Here is a 24,211-nt window from a genome sequence, read left to right on the forward strand (position 1 = left end):
TTCGCGGCGGTCCCGCTCCCCATGACCTTCGGTCACAGGGAGGATCAGGAGCATCTTGCATTGCCGCCGCGTTTGCCTGATTGGGAGCGCCGAGAAGGAGACCCGCCATGAAGACCCGTGCCGCCGTTGCATTCGAAGCAAAGAAGCCGCTCGAGATCGTCGAACTCGACCTCGAAGGCCCGAAGGCGGGCGAAGTGCTGGTCGAGATCATGGCGACGGGGATCTGTCACACCGACGCCTATACGCTCGACGGCTTCGACAGTGAGGGCATCTTCCCGAGCGTACTCGGCCATGAGGGTGCCGGCATCGTGCGCGAGGTCGGCGCCGGGGTGACGAGCGTCGTTCCCGGCGACCATGTGATCCCGCTCTACACCCCCGAATGCCGCCAGTGCAAAAGCTGCCTCAGCGGCAAGACCAACCTCTGCACCGCGATCCGTGCGACGCAGGGCAAGGGGCTGATGCCCGATGGTACGACGCGGTTCAGCTACAAGGGCCAGCCGATCTTCCATTATATGGGCTGCTCGACCTTCTCGAACTTCACCGTGCTGCCCGAGATTGCGGTCGCGAAAATCCGTCAGGATGCTCCGTTCCAGTCGAGCTGCTACATCGGCTGCGGCGTCACCACCGGGGTCGGCGCGGTGATCAACACCGCGAAGGTGCAGGTCGGCGACAACGTCGTCGTCTTCGGCCTCGGCGGTATCGGGCTCAACGTGATCCAGGGCGCGCGGCTTGCGGGTGCCGACAAGATCATCGGCGTCGACATCAACCCCGACCGCGAAGCATGGGGCCGCAAGTTCGGGATGACCGACTTCCTCAATACGAAGGGCATGAGCCGCGAAGACACGGTCGCCGCGATCGTCCAGCTGACCGACGGCGGCGCCGACTATACCTTCGACGCCACCGGCAACACCGACGTGATGCGTACCGCGCTGGAAGCCTGCCACCGCGGCTGGGGCACTTCGATCATCATCGGCGTGGCTGAGGCGGGCAAGGAAATCGCGACGCGTCCCTTTCAGCTGGTCACCGGGCGCAACTGGCGCGGCACCGCGTTCGGCGGCGCGAAGGGCCGCACCGACGTGCCCAAGATCGTCGACATGTATATGACCGGCAAGATCGAGATCGATCCGATGATCACCCACGTCATGGGGCTTGAGGAGATCAACAAGGGCTTCGACCTGATGCACGCGGGCGAATCCATCCGTTCCGTCGTGGTCTTCTGAGGCCGCGATGTTCAGCCATGTCGCACTGGGCGCCGACGATATCGAAGCCTCGCGCCGTTTCTACGACGCAGCGCTGGGCGCGCTCGGGGTTCCGCCGGGCGCCGTCGATGCATGGGGCCGGCTGATCTATTCGCACGCCGGGGGGCGCTTTCTGATCACGAAGCCGCTGAATGGCGAAACGGCAAATGGCGCAAATGGCGGAACGCTGGGGTTCGCCGCCGCGTCGACCGAAGCGGTCGACGCATGGCACGCGGCGGGCGCGGCGAACGGCGGCACGACGATCGAAGATCCGCCGGGCGTCCGCCATGGAACCGAGGGGCGGACGCTGTATCTCGCCTATCTGCGCGACCCCGCCGGCAACAAGCTGTGCGCGACGCACCGGATCGCCTGATGGAAAAGATGGAAAAGGGTGAGCCGGTCTTTGTCCTGACCTTCAGCTGCGTCGATGCCGTCGGCATCGTGGCGGCGGTCACCGGGCTGCTCGCGGAACGCGACGGCTTCATCCTCGACAGCCAGCAATATGCCGACCTCGATTCGGGGCGCTTTTTCATGCGCGTCGAATTTCGTGGGGCAGGGCCGCGTTTTCCCGGCGAGCTGGCCGCTGTGCAAGCGGCCTTTGCGCCGATCGTCGCGCGGTTCGCGATGGAAGCGCGGATCAGCGACAGCCAGGTCAAACCGCGCTTCGTGATCGCGGTGTCGCAGGGCAGCCATTGCCTCAACGACCTGCTCCACCGCTGGTCGACGGGGAACCTCGCGATCGACATCGCCGCCGTGGTGTCGAACCACGAGCATCAGCGGCGGCTGACCGAATGGCACGGCCTGCCATTCCATCACCTGCCGGTCAGCGATGCCAATCGTGCCGAACAAGAGGCGGCGATCCTGCAGATCATGGCCGATGCCGGCGCCGAGCATCTGGTGCTCGCGCGTTATATGCAGGTGCTGTCGCAGGATCTGTCGGCGAAGCTTTCGGGGCGCTGCATCAACATTCACCACAGTTTCCTGCCCGGCTTCAAGGGCGCCAAGCCCTATCACCGCGCGCACGAACGCGGGGTCAAGCTGATCGGCGCGACCGCGCATTTCGTGACGAGCGACCTCGACGAAGGGCCGATCATCGAACAGGCGGTCGAGCGTGTCGATCACCGCGATTCGGTCGAGGAGCTGATCCGCATCGGCCGCGATACCGAGGCGCAGGTGCTGGCACGCGCGGTGCGGTGGGTCGCCGAACAGCGGGTTTTGATCGACGGACGCAAGACGGTGGTCTTCCGCTAGCCGCGGGAACAAGATAGGTTCCGATTCGCAACCAAAACAAGAGGAGCGACAAGGCGATGTACAGTCACAATATGGTCGGGGCGAACGACATTGAAGCCGCCAAGAAATTCTATGACGCGACCTTCCAGGCGATCGGTGGCAAGCCCGCGATCACCGACGACAAGGGCCGCCTGATCTATATGCACAATGGCGGGCTGTTTCTGGTCGGGGCGCCGATCGATGGCGAGCCCGCAACGGTGGGCAACGGCTGCACGATCGGCTTTGCGATGGAAGGCCCAGAGCAGGCGAAGGCCTGGCACGACGCCGGCGTTGCGGCTGGCGGCACCTCGATCGAGGACCCGCCGGGCGTGCGCGAAGGGGGTTTCGGCCAGCTTTACCTCGCCTATCTGCGCGATCCGTCGGGCAACAAGCTCTGCGCGCTCCACCGCGTCGTCTGAACTGATATAATGATGCGAGGCGAAGCGGGATTGCTGTCCGATCTGGGCGTGCTTGCAATCCCCTTCGCCGCGCACGAGCATGACGCGGTGTTTACCGTGGCCGAGAGCGATGCGGTACACGCCGCGATGCCGGGAGCGCACACCAAGAATCTGTTCCTGAAGGACAAGGGCGGCGCCTTTTGGCTCGTCACCGTGCCGTCGGATGCGCGCGTCAATCTGAAGGCCTTACCCGGCGCGATCGGGTGCAAGCATGTCAGCTTTGGCAAGGCCGAGGATATGGAGCGGCTGCTCGGCATCACGCCGGGGTCGGTGACGCCGCTCGCGGCGATCAACGCCCTGCCCGGCAGCATCACGGTGGTGCTCGACGAGGCGCTGGCAGTGGCCCGGACGGTCAACGTCCATCCGCTCCGCAACACCGCGACGCTTGGCTTGGCCGGCAGTGCGATACTGGACCTGTTGCGCAATTGGGGGCATCATCCGGTGGTGGCCGCAATACCGGTCCAGCCGTAGGGGGAGGACAAGCATGACGACATATCGCGCCAAATGCGATTCGCACGAATGGGAAGGCGCCGCGCGCGACGACCGCGACGACGCCGAAAAGGACCTTGATGCCCATGTCCGTTATTTCCCGGGCGAGGATCATGACGGCGCCCGCGTCGACCGCGAGTAAAGCGACTTAAGCGCGGGGCGTCTCGCCGTTCGAGCATGTGGATCGTCGTCTGCGAGGACGGCGGGCTTGCACGGTTCGGGCGTGCGCGGCACAAGGCCGTATGACCATAGAAACCCTCTCCACCGTTCGCAGCCATGGCGGCACGCAGGGCGTGTACAGGCATGCCAGCACGACGACGGGCACCGACATGACCTTTGCCGTGTTCATCCCCGATCATGAACCGGGCGCCAAACTGCCGGTGCTCTGGTACCTGTCGGGACTGACCTGTACCCACGCCAATGTGATGGAGAAGGGCGAATATCGCGCCGCCTGCGCCGAACAGGGCGTGATCTTCGTCGCGCCCGACACCAGTCCGCGCGGCGACGGCGTTCCCGACGATCCCGACGCGGCATGGGATTTCGGGCTGGGCGCCGGCTTCTATGTCGATGCGACCGAGGAACCATGGGCGGCCAATTACCGGATGCGCTCCTATGTCGAGGACGAACTGCCGTCGCTGATCCTGCGCGAATTCGCCGCCGCCGACATGACGCGACAGGGGGTCACCGGCCATTCGATGGGCGGGCATGGCGCGCTGACGGTCGCGCTGCGCACCCCCGACCGTTTCAAGTCGGTATCCGCCTTTTCACCGATCGTCGCGCCGCTGCAATGCCCGTGGGGCGAGAAGGCATTGGGCAATTATCTGGGCGCCAATCGCGAAACGTGGAGCGTTTACGACGCCTGCGCGCTCATCGCGGGCGGAGCGCGCGTGCCCGACCTGCTCGTCGATCAGGGTGATGCGGACAATTTTCTGGCCGAGCAACTCAAGACGCATTTGCTGGTCGAGGCGTGCGAGTTGGCCGGGCAAAAGGCGACCATCCGGATGCAGCCGGGATATGACCACAGCTATTATTTCATCTCGACCTTTTTGGCCGAGCATGTCGCGTGGCACGCGGAGCGGTTGAAGGCCTGACAGCTCCCCTCCCGCCGGCGGAAGGGGAATTAATTATGCTCCGGAATCAGCAGCGTTGACCCTGTCGTCCGTCCGGCCTGTAAATCGGCATGCGCTCTTGCCGCATCCTGCAACCCATACCGCTGACCCACGGTGATCTTCACCGCACCCGACGCGATCATTTCGAACACGCGCGCCGCGCCGGCGGCGCGTTCGCCGGGGTGGAGATAATAGTCGAAAAGGGTCGGCCGGGTAACGAACTGCGACCCATGCTGGGCGAGGACGCCCAGATTCACGCCGGTGACCGGCCCGCCGGCGTTGCCATAGCTGACGATCAGCCCACGCCGCGCGGTGGCTTTCAGCGAAGCCTCCCACGTTGCCATGCCGATGCCGTCGAAGGTGACGGGCACGCCCTGACCGTCGGTGATCTCGCGGACATGCGCTGCGACGTCGTCTTCCTTGTAGCGAATGACATGGTCGGCGCCGGCCTCGCGCGCGGCATGTTCCTTGGCTTCCGTGCTGACCGTGCCGATCACGGTCGCGCCGATCGCCTTCAGCCAATGGACGAGGATCAGCCCGACGCCCCCCGCGGCGGCATGGACGAGCACGGGCGACCCCGCCTGAACCTTCGCACAGCGTTCGACGAGCATCTCGACCGTGCAGGCTTTCAGCAGCGCGGCGGCGGCGGTTTCATCGTCGATATCGGGGGGGAGCTTGAACAGCGATGCAGCGCCGACAAGCCGCGCGCTGGCATAGGCATTGCGCTCGGGGCCGAAGGTGGCGACACGGTCGCCGGGCTGGATGCCGTGGACGTCAGGGCCGACCGCGATGACCTCGCCGGCGGATTCCACGCCAAGCCCGCTGGGGAGGGGGATGGGGTAGGTGCCGTCGCGATGATAGGTGTCGAGATAGTTGAGCCCGACCGCAGTCTGGCGGAGCAGGACCTGGCCGGGGCCGGGTTCGCCGAGCGTCACCTCGCGCCAGTCGATGACCTCGGGTCCGCCCTGGCTTTCGATAAAGGCTTCGATCGCTTGCATGCGCCTGTCTCCTGCTGTCCGGTCCATCTGGTGGGCCGGGCAGGCGAGCGCAAGGGCGGTGCGATGAAAGCCCCTCCCGCGAAGGGGAGGGGTTTATAGCTTATTTCGACGGACGGCGCGGGCTGCGCTGGCCGAAGGGTTTGGGCTTGTAGCGATCGGTGGGCTTGCCGCCCGGGCCGCCAGGGCCACGCGGACGATCGCCGAAACCACGGTCACCGCCGGGCGCGCGGCCAAGCGTGCTGCGCGGGGCGCCATCGCGCGGGCCGCTATGGCCGCCGCCATGGCCGGCCTTGTCGCGGCGCGGCGGATAGCTCGGGCCGTCGGGTGCGGGGGTGATCGAGACGCCGCTGTCGTCCTCGCCATCCTCGTTGGCGCTGCGCACGACGGCTTCGGCAAAGCGGTCGGCGATCGCGCGCGGGATGTTGAACATCGTTTCCTTGGGACCGATGCGGATCGCGCCGATCTCGTTCTTGCTCACATGGCCGCGGCGGCAGAGCAAAGGCAGGATCCAGCGCGGATCGGCATTCTGGTGCCGGCCGATGTTGAGGCGGAACCAGACGCTGTCTTCGAAGCCTTCGCGCTGATCGCCACCGGCGCCGCGTTCGGGACGTTCGAAGCGTTCGCCGCGCTCGGGTCGGCCGGCGGTGTCGCGGCCGCGCGGGCTGTTGTCGAGCAGATCCTCGGGCGGCGGCATCAGCGCGCGGTGCGCCTGGACGAGCGATGCGGCGATGTCCTCGGGCGTACGCTCGGCCATCAGGCGCTGCGCGAGTTCGATATCTTCGGCTTCATGCTCGACGGGCGTAAGCAGCTTCTCCATCAACCGCTCCTGGTCGCGCTTGCGCACGTCGGCGGCGGTGGGGGCCTCCATCCATTCGGCATTGATCCGTGCACCGCGCAGCATGCCGTCGACGCGGCGGCGGCGCGGATAGGGGACGATGATGACCGCGGTGCCCTTTTTGCCGGCGCGGCCCGTGCGGCCCGAACGGTGCTGGAGCGCTTCGGCATCGCGCGGGATTTCGACGTGGATGACGAGGCTGAGCGTCGGCAGATCGATACCGCGCGCGGCGACGTCGGTCGCGACGCAGACCTTGGCGCGGCGGTCGCGGAGCGCTTGCAGCGCGGCGTTGCGCTCATTCTGGCTATGCTCGCCCGACAAGGCGACCGCGGCGAAACCGCGTTCGACTAGGCTGGCGTGGAGACGGCGGACGTTATCGCGCGTCGCGCAGAACAACATTGCGGTTTCGGCGTCGTGCAGGCGGAGCAGGTTGACGACCGCGCCTTCGATATCGGCGGGGGCGACGGTGACGGCCTGATAGGCGATGTCGCCATGGCCGCGGTCCTGGCCAACAGTCGAAATGCGCAGCGCGTCTTTCTGATACCGCTTGGCGAGCTGAACGATCGGATTGGGGATCGTGGCGGAGAAGAGCAGGGTGCGGCGAGTCGCGGGGGTGCCGTCGAGGATTTCCTCAAGGTCGTCGCGAAAGCCCATGTCGAGCATTTCGTCGGCTTCGTCGAGGACGGCGACACGCAGCGCTGAGAGGTCGAGCGCGCCGCGTTCGAGATGATCGCGCAGACGGCCCGGGGTGCCGACAACGATCTGCACGCCCTGGCCCAACGCGCGGCGTTCCTTGCTGGCGTCCATACCGCCGACGCAGGTCGCGATGCGCGCGCCGGCCTTGGCGTAAAGCCAGCTCAGTTCGCGGCTGACCTGCAACGCGAGTTCGCGCGTCGGCGCGATGATCAGCGCCAGCGGCGAGGTCGCGTAGGGCATACGGCCGTCTTCGAGCAGTTCGTCGCCCATTGCGAGGCCGAACGCGACGGTCTTGCCCGACCCGGTCTGCGCAGAAACGAGCAGATCGCGGCCCTTGGCCTGATCTTCGCTGACCTGCGTCTGGACGGGGGTGAGCGCTTCATAGCCGCGCGCGACAAGGGCGTCCGAAAGGACGGGGGAAAGATTTTCGAAAGGCATTTTTATCTCAATAGATTAGGCGGTCACCGGTGCGGTGACAGGCCGACAGAAAGGGGCTCAATGGGCTTAAATCACCTGTCCGGCAGCGTGTCCGCTAGCCCAGGCCCATTGAAAATTATAGCCGCCTAACCACCCTGTGACATCTACGGCCTCGCCGACCGCATAGAGGTTTGGAACGGTTTTGGCCATCATTGTTTGCGACGACAGTCCGGCGGTAGCGATTCCGCCGATTGTGACCTCGGCTTTGGCAAAGCCTTCGGTGCCGTTGGGGTGGAAAGTCCAGCGTGCGAGGCGCGACTCGGCGTCGGCGAGTTTGCGGTCGGTCTGGGCGGCGAGTTCGCCGGGAAGCGCGAGGCGTTCGGCGAGCGTTTCGGCGAGGCGGTCAGGAAGCAAGGCACCCAGCGCGGCGCGCACGGTGGCGCGCGGCCGGGTGCGCTTGGCCTCGAGAAGCCAGCCTTGCGGGGCATCGGGGAGGAGGTCGATCGTCACGGGTTCACCGTGGCGCCAATAGCTGCTGATCTGCAGGATCGCGGGCCCCGAGAGGCCGCGATGGGTGAACAGCGCGGCTTCGCGAAAGGCGGCCTTGCCCGCGCGCGCTTCGACCGGTGCGGCGATTCCCGACAATTCGCGGAACAGGACATCGTCGCCGCCTAATGTCAGCGGGACCAGCGCGGGGCGCGGCTCGACGACCTTCAATCCGAACTGGCGCGCGAGATCATAAGCGAAGCCGGTCGCGCCCATCTGGGGAATCGACGGCCCGCCGGTGGCGATGACCAGACTGGAAGCGGTGAAGCTGGCGTCGCCGAACCGGACGGTGAATTTGCCGTCTGCGTGGGAGACGTCGCTCACGGGCTGGCCGGTACGGACATCGACGCCGCCTTTTGCCGCTTCGTCGAGCAGCATCGCCACGATCTGCTTCGCCGATCCGTCGCAGAAGAGCTGACCGAGCGTCTTTTCGTGATGCGCAATGCCGTAGGCGTTCACGAGCGCGATGAAGTCGGCGGGCGTGTAGCGGGCGAGCGCCGATTTGGCGAAATGCGGGTTCGCCGAGATGAATCGGTCAGGCGCGGTGTTCACATTGGTGAAGTTGCAGCGCCCGCCGCCCGAGATCAGGATTTTCTTGCCGACCTGATCGGCATGATCGAGCAGCAGCACGCGGCGGCCGCGCTGCCCCGCGACCGCGGCGCACATCAGCCCGGCCGCGCCGGCACCCAGCACGATGGCATCAAATTCATTGGTTGACATGATGGCTCAGTGCAGCTTTGCGATCGGAAGGCTGTCGGCCTTGGCCCGGGCCTTCACCGATTCCTCGCTACGGGTGAGCGCTTTGGCGATCGACTTCAGCGGCATGCCTTTCTTGGCAAGCGTGTGGAGCTTGTCGATTTCGGCGGGTGTCCACGGCTGTTTGTGGCGTTCGAACTTGTCTTTCATGCCTGCGTCTCCGGGTCGGTCTCGACGGCAAGGATAGTAATCGCGTCCTCGCGGTCCTGATATTCGACGCCCTCGCCCGCCTCGGCGCCCATCAGCGCGCGGGCGAGCGGAGCGGAAAAGGCGATCAACCCAAGCGCCGGGTCGGCCTCGTCACCGCCGACGATGGTGATCGTCTTTTCGGCCTTGTTCAGGCAATAGGTCACGCGGCTGCCAAGGCCGACGCTGCCGTCGGCGGGCGGTGCCTGGACGTCCGCCGTGGATTGGCGTGTATGGAAATAGCGCAGGCGGCGCTGCAATTTCTTGCGCGCGTCTTCGTCGGCGGCCGCTGCAATTTCGCCTTCGAGCCGCGCGACCTCCTCGCCGAGCAGACGCAACCCGCGCGGGGTCACGAGATTCGGGCCGACCGCGATGGGCAGCTCGAACTCGGGTTCCTTGTGCTCGTCGTCGCTCTCGCGGCGAAAGGCTACGCTCATGGTCTGGCTCGCTGGTTGAAGAGGAAACCCGCCCCCTGCGCGCCGAAGGTGGCGACAAGATGGCAGGCGCTCTGGACAGGTCCGGCGAATGTGTGTTATGCGAGCAATACAGAGGAGATTTGCAATGCGTAACTGGACGATGGCGGTTTTGCCGCTGGCTTTGGGGCTGACGGTAACGGCGTGCAACGGCGCCGATCACAAAGGCGGCGACAAGCAAGGCAAAAGCGAAACCGGCGCGCCGGCTCATGTTGGTCCGATAACGACCCAATCCTATGACCTTACCGGCTTCACCGCTGTCGAGGTCGCGGGTCCCGATGATGTCACCATCCGTCAGGGCGACGCCTTCTCGATCACCGCGCGCGGACGCAAGGAGGCGCTTGACCGGCTCGAGATCAAGCTCGACGGACCAGACCTGTCGATCGGTCGCAAGCGTGAGGGTTTTAGCCTTTCGAGCAACGACGACGATGATGATATCGATATCGCGATTACCCTTCCGAGGTTGGCCAAGGTGCGCCTGACCGGGTCGGGAACGATCGACGCCGACAATGTCGATGGCGACGCGGTCGAGGCGGTGGTGACCGGATCGGGCGACCTGAAGGTGGCCAAGCTGACCGGAAAACGTGCCGACGTCACCGTGTCGGGATCGGGCGATATCGAGATTCGCGGCGGCGCAATCGGGTCGGGCGAGCTCAGCGTCACGGGTTCGGGCGATATCGATGCCGAAGGGCTGGTTGCGACGACGCTGGAGGTGTCGGTGACCGGGTCGGGCAATATCGACGCGCAGGCGACCGGCAAGGCCGACATCCGCATCCTTGGATCGGGCGATGTAACGCTGGGCGGCGGGGCGACCTGTTCGACGCGTCAGATGGGTTCGGGCACCGCGACCTGCAAATGATGCCATGCTGGTGCCGCCTGCCCGAAGCGGGTAAGGCGGCACCATGACGCTTGTCCACAGATGCGCCGCGATCGCGGCCGCCGCCCTGCTTGCCGCCGGTTCCGCATCAGGGGCGGAGAAGCGATATGGCCTGACCAGTTTCGAGGCGATTGACGTGACCGCCGATGTGACGGTCGAGGTCGTGACGCGGGCACCCGTCAGCGCCGTCGCCACCGGGCCGCAGGATGCGCTCGACCGCCTGAGCGTCGAAGCGGCTAGCGGCAGGCTGGTGATCAGCGAACGTCAGTTCGCGGGCGACGAAAAGCGCCGCGGGCCGCGCGGGCCGGTGACGGTTCGTGTCTATGCCGCCAACCTGCGCTCGGCGACGCTTGCGGGCGCGGGGTCGCTACAGATCGACAAATTGAAGGGACAGCGCGCGATGGTCGGCATTCGCGGACCCGGACGGCTGACCGTCGGACAGATCAGCGCCGATCGGTTGCAGGTCGCGATGATCGGCAACGGCACCATGACCCTCGCCGGCGCCGCGAAAAACGCGCAGATGACCTTGTCGGGCGCGGGCATGGTTGATGCCGGCGCGTTGACCGTCGACGAATTGATCAGCGACAGCGAAGGCGCGGGCGATCACATATTGCGCGCGGTCAAAAGCGCCGCGATCACTTCGCGCGGAATCGGCAAGACCGTGGTGCTCGGCAAGCCGGTTTGTACCGTGCGCAATGTCGGCAGCGGGTCGGTGACCTGCGGGCCGGCAAAATAATCGACAGAGAACGACCAGAAGCAGACCTGTCCATCATCGCCACCCCGGACCGGATCCGGGGTCCATGACTTCAGCGCCGCAGTGGATCCCGAATCAAATCCGGGATGACGAAATTTGGTTATGCAACGTCCGCTTCCAAAAGCGGACTTGGACCCTGCGCTTCGAAGGGCTCAGTGCCCCGCATTACCCAGAGCGTCGATCTTCTTCGACTGGCGGACGATCAGTCCGGGGAACCAGCGCGCGAGGCGTGACAGCCGCTTGGCCATCTTGCCGACCGTAGTGTGCACCTCGCTGCCGTGAACCGCAGCCCACGCCGCCTCGGCGACGCGCTCGACCGGGACAATCTCGAACCCGCTTTGTGACAGGCGATTGCGCGCGGGTTCGTTGCTGTCGGCGCTGACCTGGTCGAGCAAGGGCGTGTCGATGAAGCCGGGCATCAGCGAACGCACCTTGATGCCATGCTTGGCGAATTCGATTTCGAGCGCCTCGGTCAGGCCGCGGACTGCGAATTTGGTTGCCGAGTAGATGGCGAGACCGGCGACGCCGTAGAATCCCGATGCCGATCCGGTGTTGAGGATCGTCGATCCCGGGGTCGCGCGGAGGAGCGGCAGCGCGGCATAGATGCCGTTGACGACGCCGCCGAAATTGATCGCGATCAGCCGGTCGGCTTCGGCCGGCGGCGTGTCGGCGAACTGGCCGCCGGTGCCGATGCCGGCGTTGTTGAACAATACGTCGAGACGGCCGCCGCTTTGCGAAGCGAAGACGTCGAGTGCGGCGTTCCACTGGTCGCGGTCGCGTACGTCCATGACGTGGCGCGACGAGGCACCCGCCGGAAGCAAGGCGGCGGTTTCATCGATCCCGGCAGTGTTGACGTCGGCGATGCCGACGAACCAGCCTTGCCCGGCGAAATGGCGCGCAACGGCGCGGCCGATGCCCGATCCGCCGCCGGTGATGAAAATCGCCTTCCGTGCCATAGGGCCTCTCCTTACATTCATGTCAGCGGGACATGATGCGAAGCTGACGTTCACGTCAAGCGGCAATCGCGGCTTGGCAAATCGAAGTGCCGCTGGCTAAGAGAGCGGCGATGACCCGCGGCGTACGATTGATCCTCCTGTCCCTGCTGCTCCTGTGCGCCGGACTGACCGCCCCGGCGCGTGCCGAGGTGGTCGTCAGTTTTTACAGCCATGATTTCGGCGACCGTTTTCCGCATGCCTTCGTCGTGCTGAAGGGCAAGATCGACGCGACGGGCGAGGTGGTCGACGCCAATTACGGCTTTACCGCAACGTCGGTGAGCCCGGCGATCCTGTTCGGATCGGTGAGGGGCGAGGTGCAGACCTCGAAACCCGACTATATCGCCAAGAGCGATCGCCAGTTCGACGTGACGATCGACGATGCAACCTATGCGCGGCTGATGGCAAAGGTCGCCGAATGGCGTGACCGCAAGCAGCCGAGCTACAGCTTGAACAAATATAACTGCGTTCATTTCGTGATGGAGTTGGCTGAAATTTCCGGGCTGAAGGTCGACCGCGAGAGCAAATTGTTTAAAAAGCCCAAGAGCTTTCTTTTGGAGGTGAAGGGCCTGAACCCGGGGGTGGAATAGCGCCGATGATGTTGCTGACGATCGTGATGGCGGCGCTTGCGGCGCCAGAAAAAGTAGCCCCGCCAGCAGAGCGCGCCGGGCTTGAGCAGCCCGGTGCGCCCGCGACCAATCCCGCGACCTGGGTGACGCGCGGCGAGTATCCGGCGCGCGCGATGCGCGAACGGCGCGAGGGGACGACGGGCTTTCGCCTGACCTATGACGCGACCGGCCAGGTGCAAAAATGCGAGATTGTTTCGAGTAGCGGCCATGTCGACCTCGATACGACGACGTGCGACCTGGCGATGCTGCGCGCGCGTTTCCAGCCGGGCAAGGACGCTGCCGGCAAACCGGTCGGCGGCACATATAGCAACCGCGTGCGTTGGAGCATTCCCGACGCGGCGCCCGGTCCGCTCCCATTCTCCAGCCCGGGGCAGATGACGGTCGCATATACCGTCGATGCGCATGGCGCGGTCATCGCGTGCCAGGGGCGTGTCGAAGGCCTCGCGGACCTTGCCGGCGGAGACGCGGGGGCGACCGATCCCTGCCGCGAAATCCAGCGAATGGCGCCATATCAGCCCGCGCGCGACAAGGAAGGCCAGCCGCTGGCGCGGCGCTATCGCGTCAATATCGAAGTCGCCATAGACGATATCGCGTCCTAAGGTGGTTCCCTGAATTCACGTTGCAGACCCTAGACGTCGCGCGGCTTTCACCCTATGTTCAGGGAACGGGGCGCAATAATCTGGGCTCCGAACGGTATGAGGGGCGATTCTTGCGGCTATTGCTGACCCTTTTGGCATTACTGACCGGTCTGGCTACCGCCGACCGGGCCGTTGCCGCGCCTGCCGTACCGGCGGCGATGGGGGCTCTGGTCATGTTCGCCGAAACGGCGGGCAAGGCGGAGACCAGCGAGGTTGAACGCCGTCCGACGGCCACCGCGCCGACGCGGCGCGTTGCGAGCGGCGGTGGCAAGCCGCGCAAGGCGGCCCCGCCGCATCTTCCCGGCCTGCTCACCGGCAGCGATCGCGCGCTCGAATAGCGTGAACGTCCCGCGCCTTTTCGAGGGCGCCGCCTCATCGTGGGGCCTTTTTCATATATCCGCGTCGCGCTGAGCGGCGCCATTTCATTCTAATCCCGAGGGAAAATCCATGTTTGCTGGCCTTGCCAAGAGCCTGTTCGGCTCGTCCAACGACCGTTATGTCGCCTCGATCCGCAAGATCGTCGACAAGATCAACACCTTCGAACCCGCGATGCAGGCGCTCGATGACGCCGCATTGCAGGCGCAGACGCAGAAATTCCGCGATCGCCTGACCGTAGGCGAAACGCTCGACGACATTCTTCCGGAAGCCTTTGCAACGGTGCGCGAGGCGGCGGTCCGTACACTGGGTATGCGCCATTTCGACGTGCAGATGGTCGGCGGCGTCGTCCTTCATCGCGGCGAAATCGCAGAGATGGCGACGGGTGAGGGCAAGACGCTGATGGCGACGCTGCCCTGTTACCTCAACGCGCTCGAGGGCAAGGGCGTTCACGTCGTTACCGTCAACGACTATCTCGCCCGCCGCGATGCCGAATGGATGGGCACCGTCTATGGTTTTCTGGGACTGACCACCGGGATCATCGTCCCGAACCTCAACGAGATGCAGCGCCGCGATGCGTATAACAGCGACATCACTTACGCGACGAACAACGAGCTCGGCTTTGACTATCTGCGCGACAATATGAAGTTCGACCGTCAGCAGATGGTCCATCGCACCTTCAATTTCGGCATTGTCGACGAGGTCGATTCGATCCTGATCGACGAAGCGCGTACCCCGCTGATCATTTCGGGGCCGACCGACGACAAGTCCGAACTCTATATCCGCGTCAACGAGGTCGTCCACAAACTGACCGAGGATGATTATGAGAAGGACGAAAAGTCGAAGTCGATCAACCTGACCGAAGACGGTACCGAGCATGTCGAGCGGCTGCTCGAAGATGCCGGGCTGCTTCAGGGCAACAATCTCTACGACATCGAGAACACGCAGGTCGTCCATCACGTCAATCAGGCGCTGAAGGCCATCGTGATGTTCCGCATCGATACCGACTATATCGTCAAGGACGGCAAGGTCGTGATCATCGACGAATTCACCGGCCGCATGATGGACGGGCGCCGCTGGTCCGATGGCCTGCATCAGGCGGTCGAGGCCAAGGAAGGCGTGCAGATCGAGCCCGAGAACCAGACCCTCGCGTCGATCACCTTCCAGAATTATTTCCGCATGTACCCCAAGCTTTCGGGGATGACGGGCACCGCGGCGACCGAAGCGGCCGAATTTTTCGACATCTACAAGATGAATGTCGTCAACATCCCGACCAATCGCCCGATCGCGCGGCAGGACGACGAGGATGAATTCTACAAGAATATCACCGACAAGTTCGGTGCGATCGCCAAGACGATCCGCGAAGCGAACGAGCGCGGCCAGCCGGTGCTCGTCGGCACCGTGTCGATCGAAAAGTCCGAACTCCTGTCGTCCTTCCTCGAAAAGGAAAACGTCCCGCACAGCGTTTTGAACGCGCGTTTCCATGAAAGCGAGGCGCATATCGTCGCGCAGGCGGGTCGCACCGGAGCGGTCACGATCGCGACGAACATGGCGGGCCGCGGCACCGACATCAAACTGGGCGGAAACGAAGAATTCCGCATCGACGACGAGTTGAAGGATTTGCCCGACGGCTCCGAGCGCGAGGCCGGCATCGCGCGTATCCACGCCGAAGTCGCCGCCGAACGCGAGGCGGTGCTGGCTTCGGGCGGGCTGTTCGTGCTCGCGACCGAACGCCACGAAAGCCGCCGCATCGACAATCAGCTGCGCGGCCGTTCGGGGCGTCAGGGCGATCCGGGTCTGTCGAAATTCTACCTCTGTCTCGACGACGACCTGCTGCGCATCTTTGGTCCCGACACGCTGTTTTCGAAGATGATGAACAAGAATCTGGAGGATGGCGAGGCGATCGGGTCGAAGTGGCTGTCGAAGGCGATCGAGACCGCGCAGAAGAAGGTCGAAGCGCGCAATTACGACATCCGCAAACAGGTCGTCGAATATGACAACGTCATGAACGACCAGCGCAAGGTCATCTATGAACAACGCGGAGAGATCATCGACAGCGAGACCGTCGACGAGGTGATGCTGGCGATGCGCGCCGAGACGGTGAACGCGATCGTCGCCGACGCGTGCCCGCCGGGAAGCTATCCCGAGCAGTGGAACATCGAGCAGATGAAGGAGCGGGTGGAGAATATCCTCGACCTGTCGCCCCCGATCGACGCATGGATGGAAGAGGATGCGGTCGACGCCGAAATGTTCGAGGAGCGCATTCAGGCGCTGGCCGATGCGGTCGCGGCCGAAAAGGCGGCACTGGTCGATGAGGAGACGTGGAAGGGTATCGAGAAATCGGTGCTGCTCCAGACGCTCGACCATCATTGGAAAGAGCATCTCGCTACGCTCGACGCGCTGCGCCAGGTCGTGTTCCTGCGCGCCTATGCGCAAAAGCAGCCGATCAACGAATATAAGCAGGAAGCCTTTGCCCTGTTCGAGCGCATGTTGTCGAATATCCGCGAGGATGTGACGCGCACCGTCGCGCGCATCGACCTGCGCTTCGAAGAGCCCGAAGCGATGCCGCTGCCCGATCTGCCCGACTTCCTGACGACGCACATCGACCCGTTCACGGGCGAGGACAACAGCGCCGACATCGACGGCGGCGATCTGGGCGTGATTGCCAATACGCTGCCGCCTATGCAGATCCCGCGCCCCGACCTGCCCGATGGCGAGAATCCCTATGCGGCGCTCGACATCAGCCGCAATGCGCCGTGCCCGTGCGGGTCGGGCCGTAAGTATAAGCACTGCCACGGTGCGATCTGACGCGCTGCCGCGCGCCTTCGGGCGCGCGGCAAGTCCTTGATGTTACGGTAACACCGTGCTTCACGAGCCCGCTTGCCAAGCCGCGCGGGCGCGATTAGCATCGCGTGCATAAGCTTGACGGCCAAGCAGTCGGCAAGTGACGCAGCAGCTGGAACAGGATGCGCCGCGCAGGCCGAATACGTCGGGCGCGTGGTAGAAGTTGGCATGTTGCGTGGAAAGGGTAGGCGCATTTCCTTTTTCGATGAAATGACGAGCCATGAGGGCGAAACCCGGTCGCCCTATCAAGATTATTGCGGGTGGTTCGAGGCCGAGGAAGCAGCGCGCATCCAGCACAAGGCGCAGCAAGCCGAAGCGCTGTTCCGCACCACCGGGATCACCTTCAACGTCTATGGCGCTGCCGACGCCGACGAGCGGTTGATCCCGTTCGACGTCGTGCCGCGTATCATCTCCGCCAGCGAATGGCGCCGCCTGTCGCGCGGCATCGAACAGCGCGTGCGCGCGCTTAACGCCTTCCTTTACGATATCTATCACCGGCAGGAGATCCTGCGCGCGGGGCGCGTCCCGACCGAGCTGATCGCGGGCAACGTCGCCTTTCTGCCGATGATGATGGGGCTCGATCCGCCCGGCGGCATCTATACGCACATCAGCGGTACCGACATCGTGCGCACCGGGGCCAATGAATTTTATGTGCTCGAGGATAATGCGCGCACCCCGTCGGGCGTGTCGTACATGCTCGAAAACCGCGAGACGATGCTCCAGATGTTTCCCGAGCTGTTCGCGAAAGTGCCGGTGCGCGAGGTCAGCGACTATCCGATCAACCTGCTGAAATCGCTCGCGGCGTGCGCGCCACCCGCGTGCGGCGGCACGCCGACCGTCGCGGTGCTGACGCCGGGCATCCACAACAGCGCCTATTACGAACACAGCTTCCTCGCCGACCATATGGGCGCCGAGCTGGTCGAGGGGCATGACCTGCGCGTAGTCGACGGGCGCGTCGCGATGCGCACGACGCAGGGATATAAGGCGATCGACGTCATCTATCGCCGCGTCGACGACGATTTCCTCGATCCGCTGAACTTCCGTCCCGATTCGATGCTGGGCGTGCCGGGCATCTGGGACGTCTATCGCGCTGGTGGCATCACCATCGCCAACGCGCCGGGCACCGGCATCGCCGACGACAAGGCGCTCTACAGCTACATGCCCGACATCATCGAATTTTATACGGGCGAAAAGGCGTTGCTGCCGAATGTGCCGACGTGGCGCTGCTCGGACCCCGAGCATCTGCGCGAGGTGCTCGATCGGCTTCCCGAGCTGGTGGTCAAGGAAGTCCATGGGTCGGGCGGTTACGGGATGCTCGTCGGTCCCGCGGCGAGCAAGAAGGAACTCGCGGCGTTCGGCGCCAAGCTGGAAGCGAACCCGGGCAATTATATCGCGCAGCCGACGCTGTCGCTGTCGACCGTGCCGATCTTCACGAAGAAAGGGCTGGCGCCGCGTCATGTCGACCTCCGCCCCTTCGTGTTGATGTCGCCGCAGGGGATCACGATCACCCCGGGGGGACTGACCCGCGTTGCAATGACCAAGGGGTCGCTGGTCGTGAACAGCAGTCAGGGCGGCGGCACCAAAGACACCTGGGTATTGGAAGACTGATGCTGGGCAAGACCGCGGGCAGCCTCTTCTGGATGGCGCGCTACCTTGAACGGAGCGAGAATAATGCGCGACTGATCGACGCGGGCTTTCGCATCGCGCTGACCCGCTCGAGCACCGCGGCCGCCGAATGGAAATCGGTGCTCGTCACCGCTGGGGTCAACCAGGCGTTCAAGGCTGCGCACGGCGATTATAGCTCGGCGCGCGTGATCGACTTTTTGCTCCGCGATTCGGCGAACCCGTCGAGCATCCTTTCGGTTATCAAGCTGGCGCGCGACAATGCGCGCACCGCGCGCACCGCGCTGACCCGCGAGACATGGGAGGCGGTCAACACCAGCTGGATGACGCTCGTCGCGCTGCTCAAGCGGCCGGTGCGCGAGGATGATCTGCCCGACGTGCTCGCGACGATCCGCCAGCAAAGTGCCTATGTTCGGGGATCGCTAAACGGCACGATGCTGCGCAATGACGGATATAATTTTGTGCAGCTCGGTACCTTTCTGGAACGCGCCGACAACACCGCGCGCATCCTCGACGTCAAATATTATCTGCTGCTGCCGTCGGTCGCGCATATCGGCACGACGATCGACAATGTGCAGTGGGAGACGATCCTGCGATCAGTATCTGCGCACCGCGCCTATCGCTGGCTGTACGGGGCGGAGATCAGCGCGCTGAAGATCGCCGAATTCCTGATCCTCTATAAACAGATGCCGCGCAGCCTCGCCTTTTGCGGCGACCGGATGGAGGATAATCTGGCGCAGCTCCAACGCCATTATGGCGAGGAGACCGAGGCGTGGCGGCTGGCGCACAGCCTCGCTCACGAAAAGCTCGCCGGGCCGATCCAGTCGATCTTCGATGGCGGGCTGCACCAATATGTGACCTCTTTCCTTCGCGCCAACGCCGCGCTCGCGCGGCAGATCGAGCGCGACTACCGGTTTGTGGAATGACATGAAACTGCGCGTCGAACACACCACCCGCTATCAATATGATGCGCCGGTCAGCTATGCGCTGCAGCAGCTCAAACTGACGCCGAAGGACCGGCCGGGGCAGCAGCGCATCCTCGACTGGGCGATCGACATCGAGGGCGGGGCGCAGCAACTGCATTACACCGATCATCACGGCAATGGCGTCGATCTGATCGCGGTGCATGGCGGGACGACCGAGCTCGTCATCCGCTGCCACGGCGCGATCGAACTCGAAACCTGGGACGGCGTGATCGGGCCGCACCGTGGTGCGATGCCGCTGTGGACCTTCCTGCGCCCAACGCCGTTGACGCGCGTTGGGCGGCAGGTGCGCGCGCTGACCGCGCAGCTCGGCCGCGACCATGCGAGCGAGATCGAGCGCGCGCATGCTTTGTCGGCGCTGATCATCGACCGGCTGGCGTACCGGATCGGCTTTACCGATGCCGAAACGACGGCTGAACAGGCGCTGGGCAGCGAGGGCGGGGTGTGTCAGGACCATGCCCATATCTTCATCGCCGCGATGCGCCACCTCGGGCACCCGGCGCGCTATGTCTCGGGCTATCTGATGATGAACGACCGGACGCAGCAGGACGCGACCCATGCGTGGGCGGAGGCGCATTTCGACCATATCGGCTGGATCGGCTTCGACGTCAGCAACGGCCATTCGCCCGACCAGCGTTATATCCGCGTCGCGACGGGGCTCGATTACCGCGATGCCGCCCCTGTTCGCGGCATGCGCTATGGCGCAGCGCGGGAAAATCTGGTTGTTCAATTGCAGGTCCAGCAATAAGCGGACTGGACGATCAGGACTTTCCGGGGCGGGGAAACGGGATTCGATGACTTATTGCGTAGGCATGCGTTTGAACAAAGGGCTGGTGTTCATGTCGGACACCCGCACCAACGCGGGTGTCGACGACATCGCCCAGGTCCGCAAAATGCGCAGCTGGCACGTGCCGGGCGAGCGCGTGATCACCTTGATGTCGGCGGGCAATCTGGCAACGACGCAGGCGGTCGTCAGCCTGCTCGACGAACGCACCAAGGCGCCCGAAGACCGCCACCCGTCGATCCTCGAAGCGCCGTCGATGTTCCAGATTGCGACGCTGGTCGGCGAAACGCTGCGCAACATCGTGATGCGCCACAATCCCGAGGGGCCGGCGGCGGAGTCGCTGTTCCGCGCCTCGCTGATCATCGGCGGGCAGATCAAGGGTGCTGAACCGCGGCTGTTCCTGATCTATCCCGAAGGCAATTTCATCGAGGCGGGCGAGGACAACCCTTTCTTCCAGATCGGCGAGACCAAATACGGCCGGCCGATCATCGTGCGCTCGTACGATCCTGCGATGTCGTTCGAGGATGCGGTGAAGCTGCTGTGCGTTTCGTTCGATTCGACGATCCGCGCGAACGCCGGCGTCGACTTGCCGATCGACCTCAAGATCCATGAGCGCGACGATTATACGACGGTGCGTGAACGGCGTTTCGAGCGGAATGATCCCTATTTCGAGAGCGTCGCCGACGGTTGGGCCGAAGCGCTGGGGATCGCCTTGGCCGAGTTGCCCGACTTTCATTTCTGATCGTCCTCGGGGCGGTCCCGCTAATGTATGCGAAAGGGTCGCCATGTCGCGCTGGTTTGCTGTCGCACTGTTTTTGATGGCCAGCCCGGCCGCGGCGGAAGAGTCGGGCTTCGATACGGCGCTGCGCGATTTTCGCGAACTGCACCGGGCCGAATTGAGCCGGTCGGGCATCGTCGGCAGCAGTTTTTATGTGGTGCGTGATGGGCAGACCGTCGCCGCCGATCATCTGGGCGAGCAGGATGCCGATGCGCATGTTCCGGTCGATGCCCGGACGATCTATCATTGGGCGTCGATCACCAAGACGATGACGGGGATCGCGATCATGCAATTGCGCGATCGCGGTCTGCTTTCGCTCGACGATCCGATCGTCCGGTATGTTCCGGAACTGGCGGCCGTGCATAACCCTTATGGCGACACGGGCGCGATCACGCTGCGCCAGCTGATGAGCCACAGCGCGGGATTTCGCAGCGGGACGTGGCCGTGGCGCGACCATGACTGGCAGCCGTTCGAGCCGAAGGGTTGGCCGCAGCTCGCGGCGATGCTGCCTTATACGCAGGTCGAGTTCAAACCCGGCACGCGCTTTGGCTATTCTAATCCCGGCATCGTCTATCTGGGCCAGGTCATCGAGCGTCTGTCGGGCGAAGATTATGAAGTCTATGTCGACAAATATATCCTGAAGCCGCTGGCGATGCACGCCAGCTATTTCGACCGCACACCGCCGCATCTGCTGGCGCACCGGTCGCACAGCTATACCATCAAGGATGGCCGGCGGGTCGCCGCGCCGTTCGATGTCGATACCGGGGTGACGGTATCGAACGGCGGGCTCAACGCCCCGATGCCCGATATGGCCAAATATGCGGTGTTCCTGCTTGGCGATCCGGCGCGCCAGCCCGAATTCGACCTGGTGCTGAAGCGGTCGTCACTTGAGGAAATGTGGGTGCCGCAGATTTCGGCGGGTGAGGACTTCACGCAGGGCCGGATGTCGAAGACGACCGAGAGCGGTCTGTCCTTCTTCATTGACCGCCGCGCCGCGGTGCGGTTCGTCGGGCACAATGGCGACCAGAACGGCTTTCGGGCTTATCTGAGCTTTTGTCCCGGGCAAGGGGTCGGGAGCCTGCTGGCGTTTAACACCGAAACCCGCGGGGTTCAGAACAGTCCTGCCAATCGCGATACGGCGGAATCGCGGATTGCGCTCGCGACTGATCGCTTGTGCGAGGCGCTGGCGGAATAGGATGCCATCGAGCCATCAACCACCTCCCCCTTGATGGGGGAGGCAGCGAAACTTGCCAGCTTGCTGGCTAGTTGCAGCGGTAGGGGTGTGGTGTCGTCCTGAAGTGACGGTGCATGGACGCACCCTCACCCCCATCCAACTTCGCCTAGCCACATTCGTGGCAAGGCTGCGTATCCTTCCCCCATCGAGGGGGAAGGGGTGCGTTACCGGTTCTTCCGCCCTTCGATCAATCCGTCGACCAGGCCCGGATCGGCAAGCGTCGACGTATCGCCCAGCGACCCGAAATCATTCTCCGCAATCTTGCGAAGGATGCGGCGCATGATCTTGCCCGAGCGGGTCTTCGGCAGGCCCGGCGTCAGGTGGATATGGTCGGGGGTCGCGATCGGGCCGATCTCGGTACGCACCTGCTGTTTCAGCGCCGCGGCGACCTCGTCGGTCGGCTCGACCCCCGCATTGAGCGTCACATAGGCGTAGATGCCCTGACCCTTGATGTCGTGCGGGAAACCGACGACCGCCGCCTCGGCGACAAGATCGTGCAGCACGAGCGCGCTTTCGACCTCGGCAGTGCCCATGCGGTGCCCTGAGACGTTGATGACATCGTCGACGCGCCCGGTGATCCGCCAATAGCCATCGGCATCGCGGCGGCAGCCGTCGCCGGTGAAATATTTGCCCTTGTAGGTCGAGAAATAGGTCTCGGCAAAACGGCCATGGTCGCCGTAGATGGTCCGCGCCTGACCCGGCCAGCTGTGCGTAATGCACAGATTGCCTTCGGCCGCGCCACCGGTCTGTTCATTGACGAGCACGGCGCCCTCGGCATCGACGAGCTCAGGGCGGATGCCGAAGAAGGGGCGCCCTGCGCTGCCCGGCTGCATCGGATGCGCGCCGGGAAGGGTGGTGATCATGATCCCGCCGGTTTCGGTCTGCCACCATGTGTCGATCACCGGAACGCGGCCCTTGCCGACGAGCTGGTGATACCAGCGCCACGCCTCGGGATTGATGGGCTCGCCGACGCTGCCGAGCAGGCGGATCGAGCTGAGGTCGTGGCGCGTCACATAATCGTCGCCCTCGCGCATCAGCGCGCGGATCGCGGTCGGGGCGGTATAGAGGATGTTGACGCGATGCTTGTCGACGACCTGCCAGAAACGGTCGTGATCAGGATAATTGGGCACACCCTCGAACATTAAGGTCGTCGCGCCATTCTGGAGCGGGCCATAGACGACATAGGAGTGGCCGGTGACCCAGCCGATGTCGGCGCTGCACCAGAAGATTTCGCCGGGGCGATAGTCGAAGCCATAATAGAAGGTGCTGGCTGTCCACACGCTGTAGCCGCCGACGGTGTGGAGCACACCCTTGGGCTTGCCGGTCGAGCCCGAGGTGTAGAGGATGAACAGCGGGTCTTCGGCATTCATCGGCTCGCACGGGCAGGTGTTGCCGACATCGGCCGAGAGCGCGTCGTACCAATGGTCGCGCCCTTCCTTCATCGCGACATCGCCGCCGGTGTGCGCGATAACGAGCACCGCCTTCACATCGACACGCTCGAGTGCCTTGTCGACATTGGCTTTCAGCGGCACATGCTTGCCGCCGCGCAGACCTTCGTCGGCGCAGATCACCCAGTCGCTCGCGCAATCCTCGATCCGGCCGTGGATCGCCTCGGGCGAGAAGCCGCCGAAGACGACGCTGTGGACCGCGCCGATCCGCGCGCAGGCGAGCATCGCGACCGCGCCTTCGGGGATCATCGGCATATAGATGGTGACGCGGTCGCCCTTTTGGACGCCCATTTTCTTCAGCGTGTTCGCGAAGCGGATGACGTCGGCGAGCAGCGCGGCGTAGCTGATCGTGCGCGTTTCGCCGTCGGGGGCGTCGGGTTCGAAGATGATCGCGGTGCGGTCGCCGTGACCCGCGGCGACATGGCGGTCGACGGCGTTGTGGCAGAGGTTGAGGACGCCATCCTCATACCATTTGATCTCGACCGGATCATAGGACCAGTTGCCGATCTTTGTCGGCGGGGTGATCCAGTCGATGCGTTTCGCCTGTTCTGCCCAGAAGGCGTCGGGATCGGCGATGCTCTGCGCATAGAGCCGATCATAATCGGCGGCGCTGCAATGCGTGTTCGCCGCGGCATCGGCCGGAACGGCAACAAAGGGCTCGGACGGCGGCAATTCGGATGGCTGCAGTTCAGACACGGGCGACTCTCCCATTCGGGTTTGCATTGTTCGCCCGCTGCGATAACCCGCGAGCCACAAGTTGCAAGGCGCGAAGGCGTTTATGA

Annotated in this window: 25 protein-coding genes; 18 read left to right on the forward strand and 7 right to left on the reverse strand. The window is 64.3% G+C overall.

What is annotated here, in order from left to right:
* The first annotated feature begins 107 nt into the window (after positions 1-107).
* The 7 genes from AC3A43_RS12070 (at position 108) to fghA (ending at position 4,545) form a co-directional block, all read left to right on the forward strand.
* Positions 108-1,220, forward strand: a complete 1,113-nt coding sequence (locus AC3A43_RS12070) for an S-(hydroxymethyl)glutathione dehydrogenase/class III alcohol dehydrogenase (RefSeq protein ID WP_487792779.1) — start codon at positions 108-110, stop codon at positions 1,218-1,220.
* A gap of 7 nt (positions 1,221-1,227) precedes the next feature.
* A complete protein-coding gene (locus AC3A43_RS12075) occupies positions 1,228-1,611 on the forward strand; it encodes a VOC family protein (protein WP_487792780.1) in 384 nt (127 codons plus the stop codon).
* A gap of 8 nt (positions 1,612-1,619) precedes the next feature.
* Complete coding sequence (gene purU, locus AC3A43_RS12080) at positions 1,620-2,489, forward strand: formyltetrahydrofolate deformylase (protein ID WP_487793044.1); 870 nt, start codon at positions 1,620-1,622, stop codon at positions 2,487-2,489.
* A gap of 56 nt (positions 2,490-2,545) precedes the next feature.
* Entirely contained in the window at positions 2,546-2,926 is a 381-nt protein-coding gene (locus AC3A43_RS12085; protein WP_487792781.1) for a VOC family protein, read from the forward strand.
* Between the two features lie 12 nt (positions 2,927-2,938).
* Positions 2,939-3,436 (forward strand): prolyl-tRNA synthetase associated domain-containing protein, encoded by a 498-nt coding sequence (locus AC3A43_RS12090; protein WP_487793045.1) that lies wholly within the window; start codon positions 2,939-2,941, stop codon positions 3,434-3,436.
* A gap of 13 nt (positions 3,437-3,449) precedes the next feature.
* Positions 3,450-3,596 carry a hypothetical protein gene (locus AC3A43_RS12095; RefSeq protein ID WP_487792782.1) on the forward strand — a complete coding sequence of 49 codons (147 nt, stop codon included), beginning with the start codon at positions 3,450-3,452 and terminating at the stop codon, positions 3,594-3,596.
* Positions 3,597-3,696: 100 nt separating this feature from the next.
* Positions 3,697-4,545, forward strand: coding sequence for an S-formylglutathione hydrolase (gene fghA / locus AC3A43_RS12100; RefSeq protein WP_487792783.1), 849 nt, complete (start codon positions 3,697-3,699; stop codon positions 4,543-4,545).
* Between the two features lie 29 nt (positions 4,546-4,574).
* Here fghA and AC3A43_RS12105 read toward each other — a convergent pair whose 3' ends face one another.
* The 5 genes from AC3A43_RS12105 to AC3A43_RS12125 form a co-directional block, all read right to left on the reverse strand.
* Positions 4,575-5,561, reverse strand: coding sequence for a quinone oxidoreductase family protein (locus AC3A43_RS12105; RefSeq protein ID WP_487792784.1), 987 nt, complete (start codon positions 5,559-5,561; stop codon positions 4,575-4,577).
* Positions 5,562-5,661: 100 nt separating this feature from the next.
* Positions 5,662-7,530 carry a DEAD/DEAH box helicase gene (locus AC3A43_RS12110; protein ID WP_487792785.1) on the reverse strand — a complete coding sequence of 623 codons (1,869 nt, stop codon included), beginning with the start codon at positions 7,528-7,530 and terminating at the stop codon, positions 5,662-5,664.
* Positions 7,531-7,596: 66 nt separating this feature from the next.
* Positions 7,597-8,775 carry a BaiN/RdsA family NAD(P)/FAD-dependent oxidoreductase gene (locus AC3A43_RS12115; RefSeq protein WP_487792786.1) on the reverse strand — a complete coding sequence of 393 codons (1,179 nt, stop codon included), beginning with the start codon at positions 8,773-8,775 and terminating at the stop codon, positions 7,597-7,599.
* 6 nt (positions 8,776-8,781) lie between these two features.
* The gene (locus tag AC3A43_RS12120; RefSeq protein WP_056368868.1) at positions 8,782-8,961 is read right to left on the reverse strand and encodes a hypothetical protein; all 180 of its coding nucleotides are present in this window, start codon (positions 8,959-8,961) and stop codon (positions 8,782-8,784) included.
* Positions 8,958-9,434: a GreA/GreB family elongation factor gene (locus AC3A43_RS12125; RefSeq protein ID WP_487792787.1), complete on the reverse strand. Its 477-nt coding sequence runs from the start codon at positions 9,432-9,434 to the stop codon at positions 8,958-8,960. The genes AC3A43_RS12120 and AC3A43_RS12125 overlap by 4 nt, the downstream gene beginning before the upstream one ends.
* Positions 9,435-9,558: 124 nt before the next feature.
* On the opposite strand from AC3A43_RS12125, the gene AC3A43_RS12130 reads away from it, so the two are divergent.
* Positions 9,559-10,329 (forward strand): head GIN domain-containing protein, encoded by a 771-nt coding sequence (locus tag AC3A43_RS12130; RefSeq protein WP_487792788.1) that lies wholly within the window; start codon positions 9,559-9,561, stop codon positions 10,327-10,329.
* 43 nt (positions 10,330-10,372) lie between these two features.
* A complete protein-coding gene (locus tag AC3A43_RS12135) occupies positions 10,373-11,083 on the forward strand; it encodes a head GIN domain-containing protein (protein WP_487792789.1) in 711 nt (236 codons plus the stop codon).
* Positions 11,084-11,253: 170 nt separating this feature from the next.
* Here AC3A43_RS12135 and AC3A43_RS12140 read toward each other — a convergent pair whose 3' ends face one another.
* On the reverse strand, positions 11,254-12,057 hold the full coding sequence (locus AC3A43_RS12140; protein WP_487792790.1) for an SDR family oxidoreductase: 804 nt from the start codon (positions 12,055-12,057) through the stop codon (positions 11,254-11,256).
* A gap of 110 nt (positions 12,058-12,167) precedes the next feature.
* On the opposite strand from AC3A43_RS12140, the gene AC3A43_RS12145 reads away from it, so the two are divergent.
* From AC3A43_RS12145 to AC3A43_RS12185, 9 genes are all read left to right on the forward strand, one after another.
* Complete coding sequence (locus AC3A43_RS12145) at positions 12,168-12,683, forward strand: hypothetical protein (protein WP_487792791.1); 516 nt, start codon at positions 12,168-12,170, stop codon at positions 12,681-12,683.
* A 5-nt stretch (positions 12,684-12,688) separates the two neighbouring features.
* The gene (locus AC3A43_RS12150) at positions 12,689-13,321 is read left to right on the forward strand and encodes an energy transducer TonB (RefSeq protein WP_487792792.1); all 633 of its coding nucleotides are present in this window, start codon (positions 12,689-12,691) and stop codon (positions 13,319-13,321) included.
* Positions 13,322-13,452: 131 nt separating this feature from the next.
* Complete coding sequence (locus tag AC3A43_RS12155) at positions 13,453-13,698, forward strand: hypothetical protein (protein ID WP_487792793.1); 246 nt, start codon at positions 13,453-13,455, stop codon at positions 13,696-13,698.
* Positions 13,699-13,807: 109 nt separating this feature from the next.
* Positions 13,808-16,543, forward strand: a complete 2,736-nt coding sequence (secA, locus tag AC3A43_RS12160) for a preprotein translocase subunit SecA (protein WP_487792794.1) — start codon at positions 13,808-13,810, stop codon at positions 16,541-16,543.
* Positions 16,544-16,789: 246 nt separating this feature from the next.
* Positions 16,790-18,187 carry a circularly permuted type 2 ATP-grasp protein gene (locus AC3A43_RS12165; RefSeq protein ID WP_487792795.1) on the forward strand — a complete coding sequence of 466 codons (1,398 nt, stop codon included), beginning with the start codon at positions 16,790-16,792 and terminating at the stop codon, positions 18,185-18,187.
* A complete protein-coding gene (locus tag AC3A43_RS12170; RefSeq protein ID WP_487792796.1) occupies positions 18,187-19,128 on the forward strand; it encodes an alpha-E domain-containing protein in 942 nt (313 codons plus the stop codon). The genes AC3A43_RS12165 and AC3A43_RS12170 overlap by 1 nt, the downstream gene beginning before the upstream one ends.
* A 1-nt stretch (position 19,129) precedes the next feature.
* Complete coding sequence (locus AC3A43_RS12175; RefSeq protein WP_487792797.1) at positions 19,130-19,933, forward strand: transglutaminase family protein; 804 nt, start codon at positions 19,130-19,132, stop codon at positions 19,931-19,933.
* Between the two features lie 46 nt (positions 19,934-19,979).
* A complete protein-coding gene (locus AC3A43_RS12180; RefSeq protein ID WP_487792798.1) occupies positions 19,980-20,711 on the forward strand; it encodes a proteasome-type protease in 732 nt (243 codons plus the stop codon).
* A 43-nt stretch (positions 20,712-20,754) separates the two neighbouring features.
* A complete protein-coding gene (locus AC3A43_RS12185) occupies positions 20,755-21,942 on the forward strand; it encodes a serine hydrolase domain-containing protein (RefSeq protein ID WP_487792799.1) in 1,188 nt (395 codons plus the stop codon).
* A 203-nt stretch (positions 21,943-22,145) separates the two neighbouring features.
* On the opposite strand, the gene acs is transcribed toward AC3A43_RS12185, so the two are convergent.
* Positions 22,146-24,116: an acetate--CoA ligase gene (gene acs, locus AC3A43_RS12190; RefSeq protein ID WP_487793046.1), complete on the reverse strand. Its 1,971-nt coding sequence runs from the start codon at positions 24,114-24,116 to the stop codon at positions 22,146-22,148.
* Between the last annotated feature and the right edge of the window lie 95 nt (positions 24,117-24,211).

The sequence above is a fragment of the Sphingopyxis sp. Soil_C_28 genome, assembly GCF_057657055.1.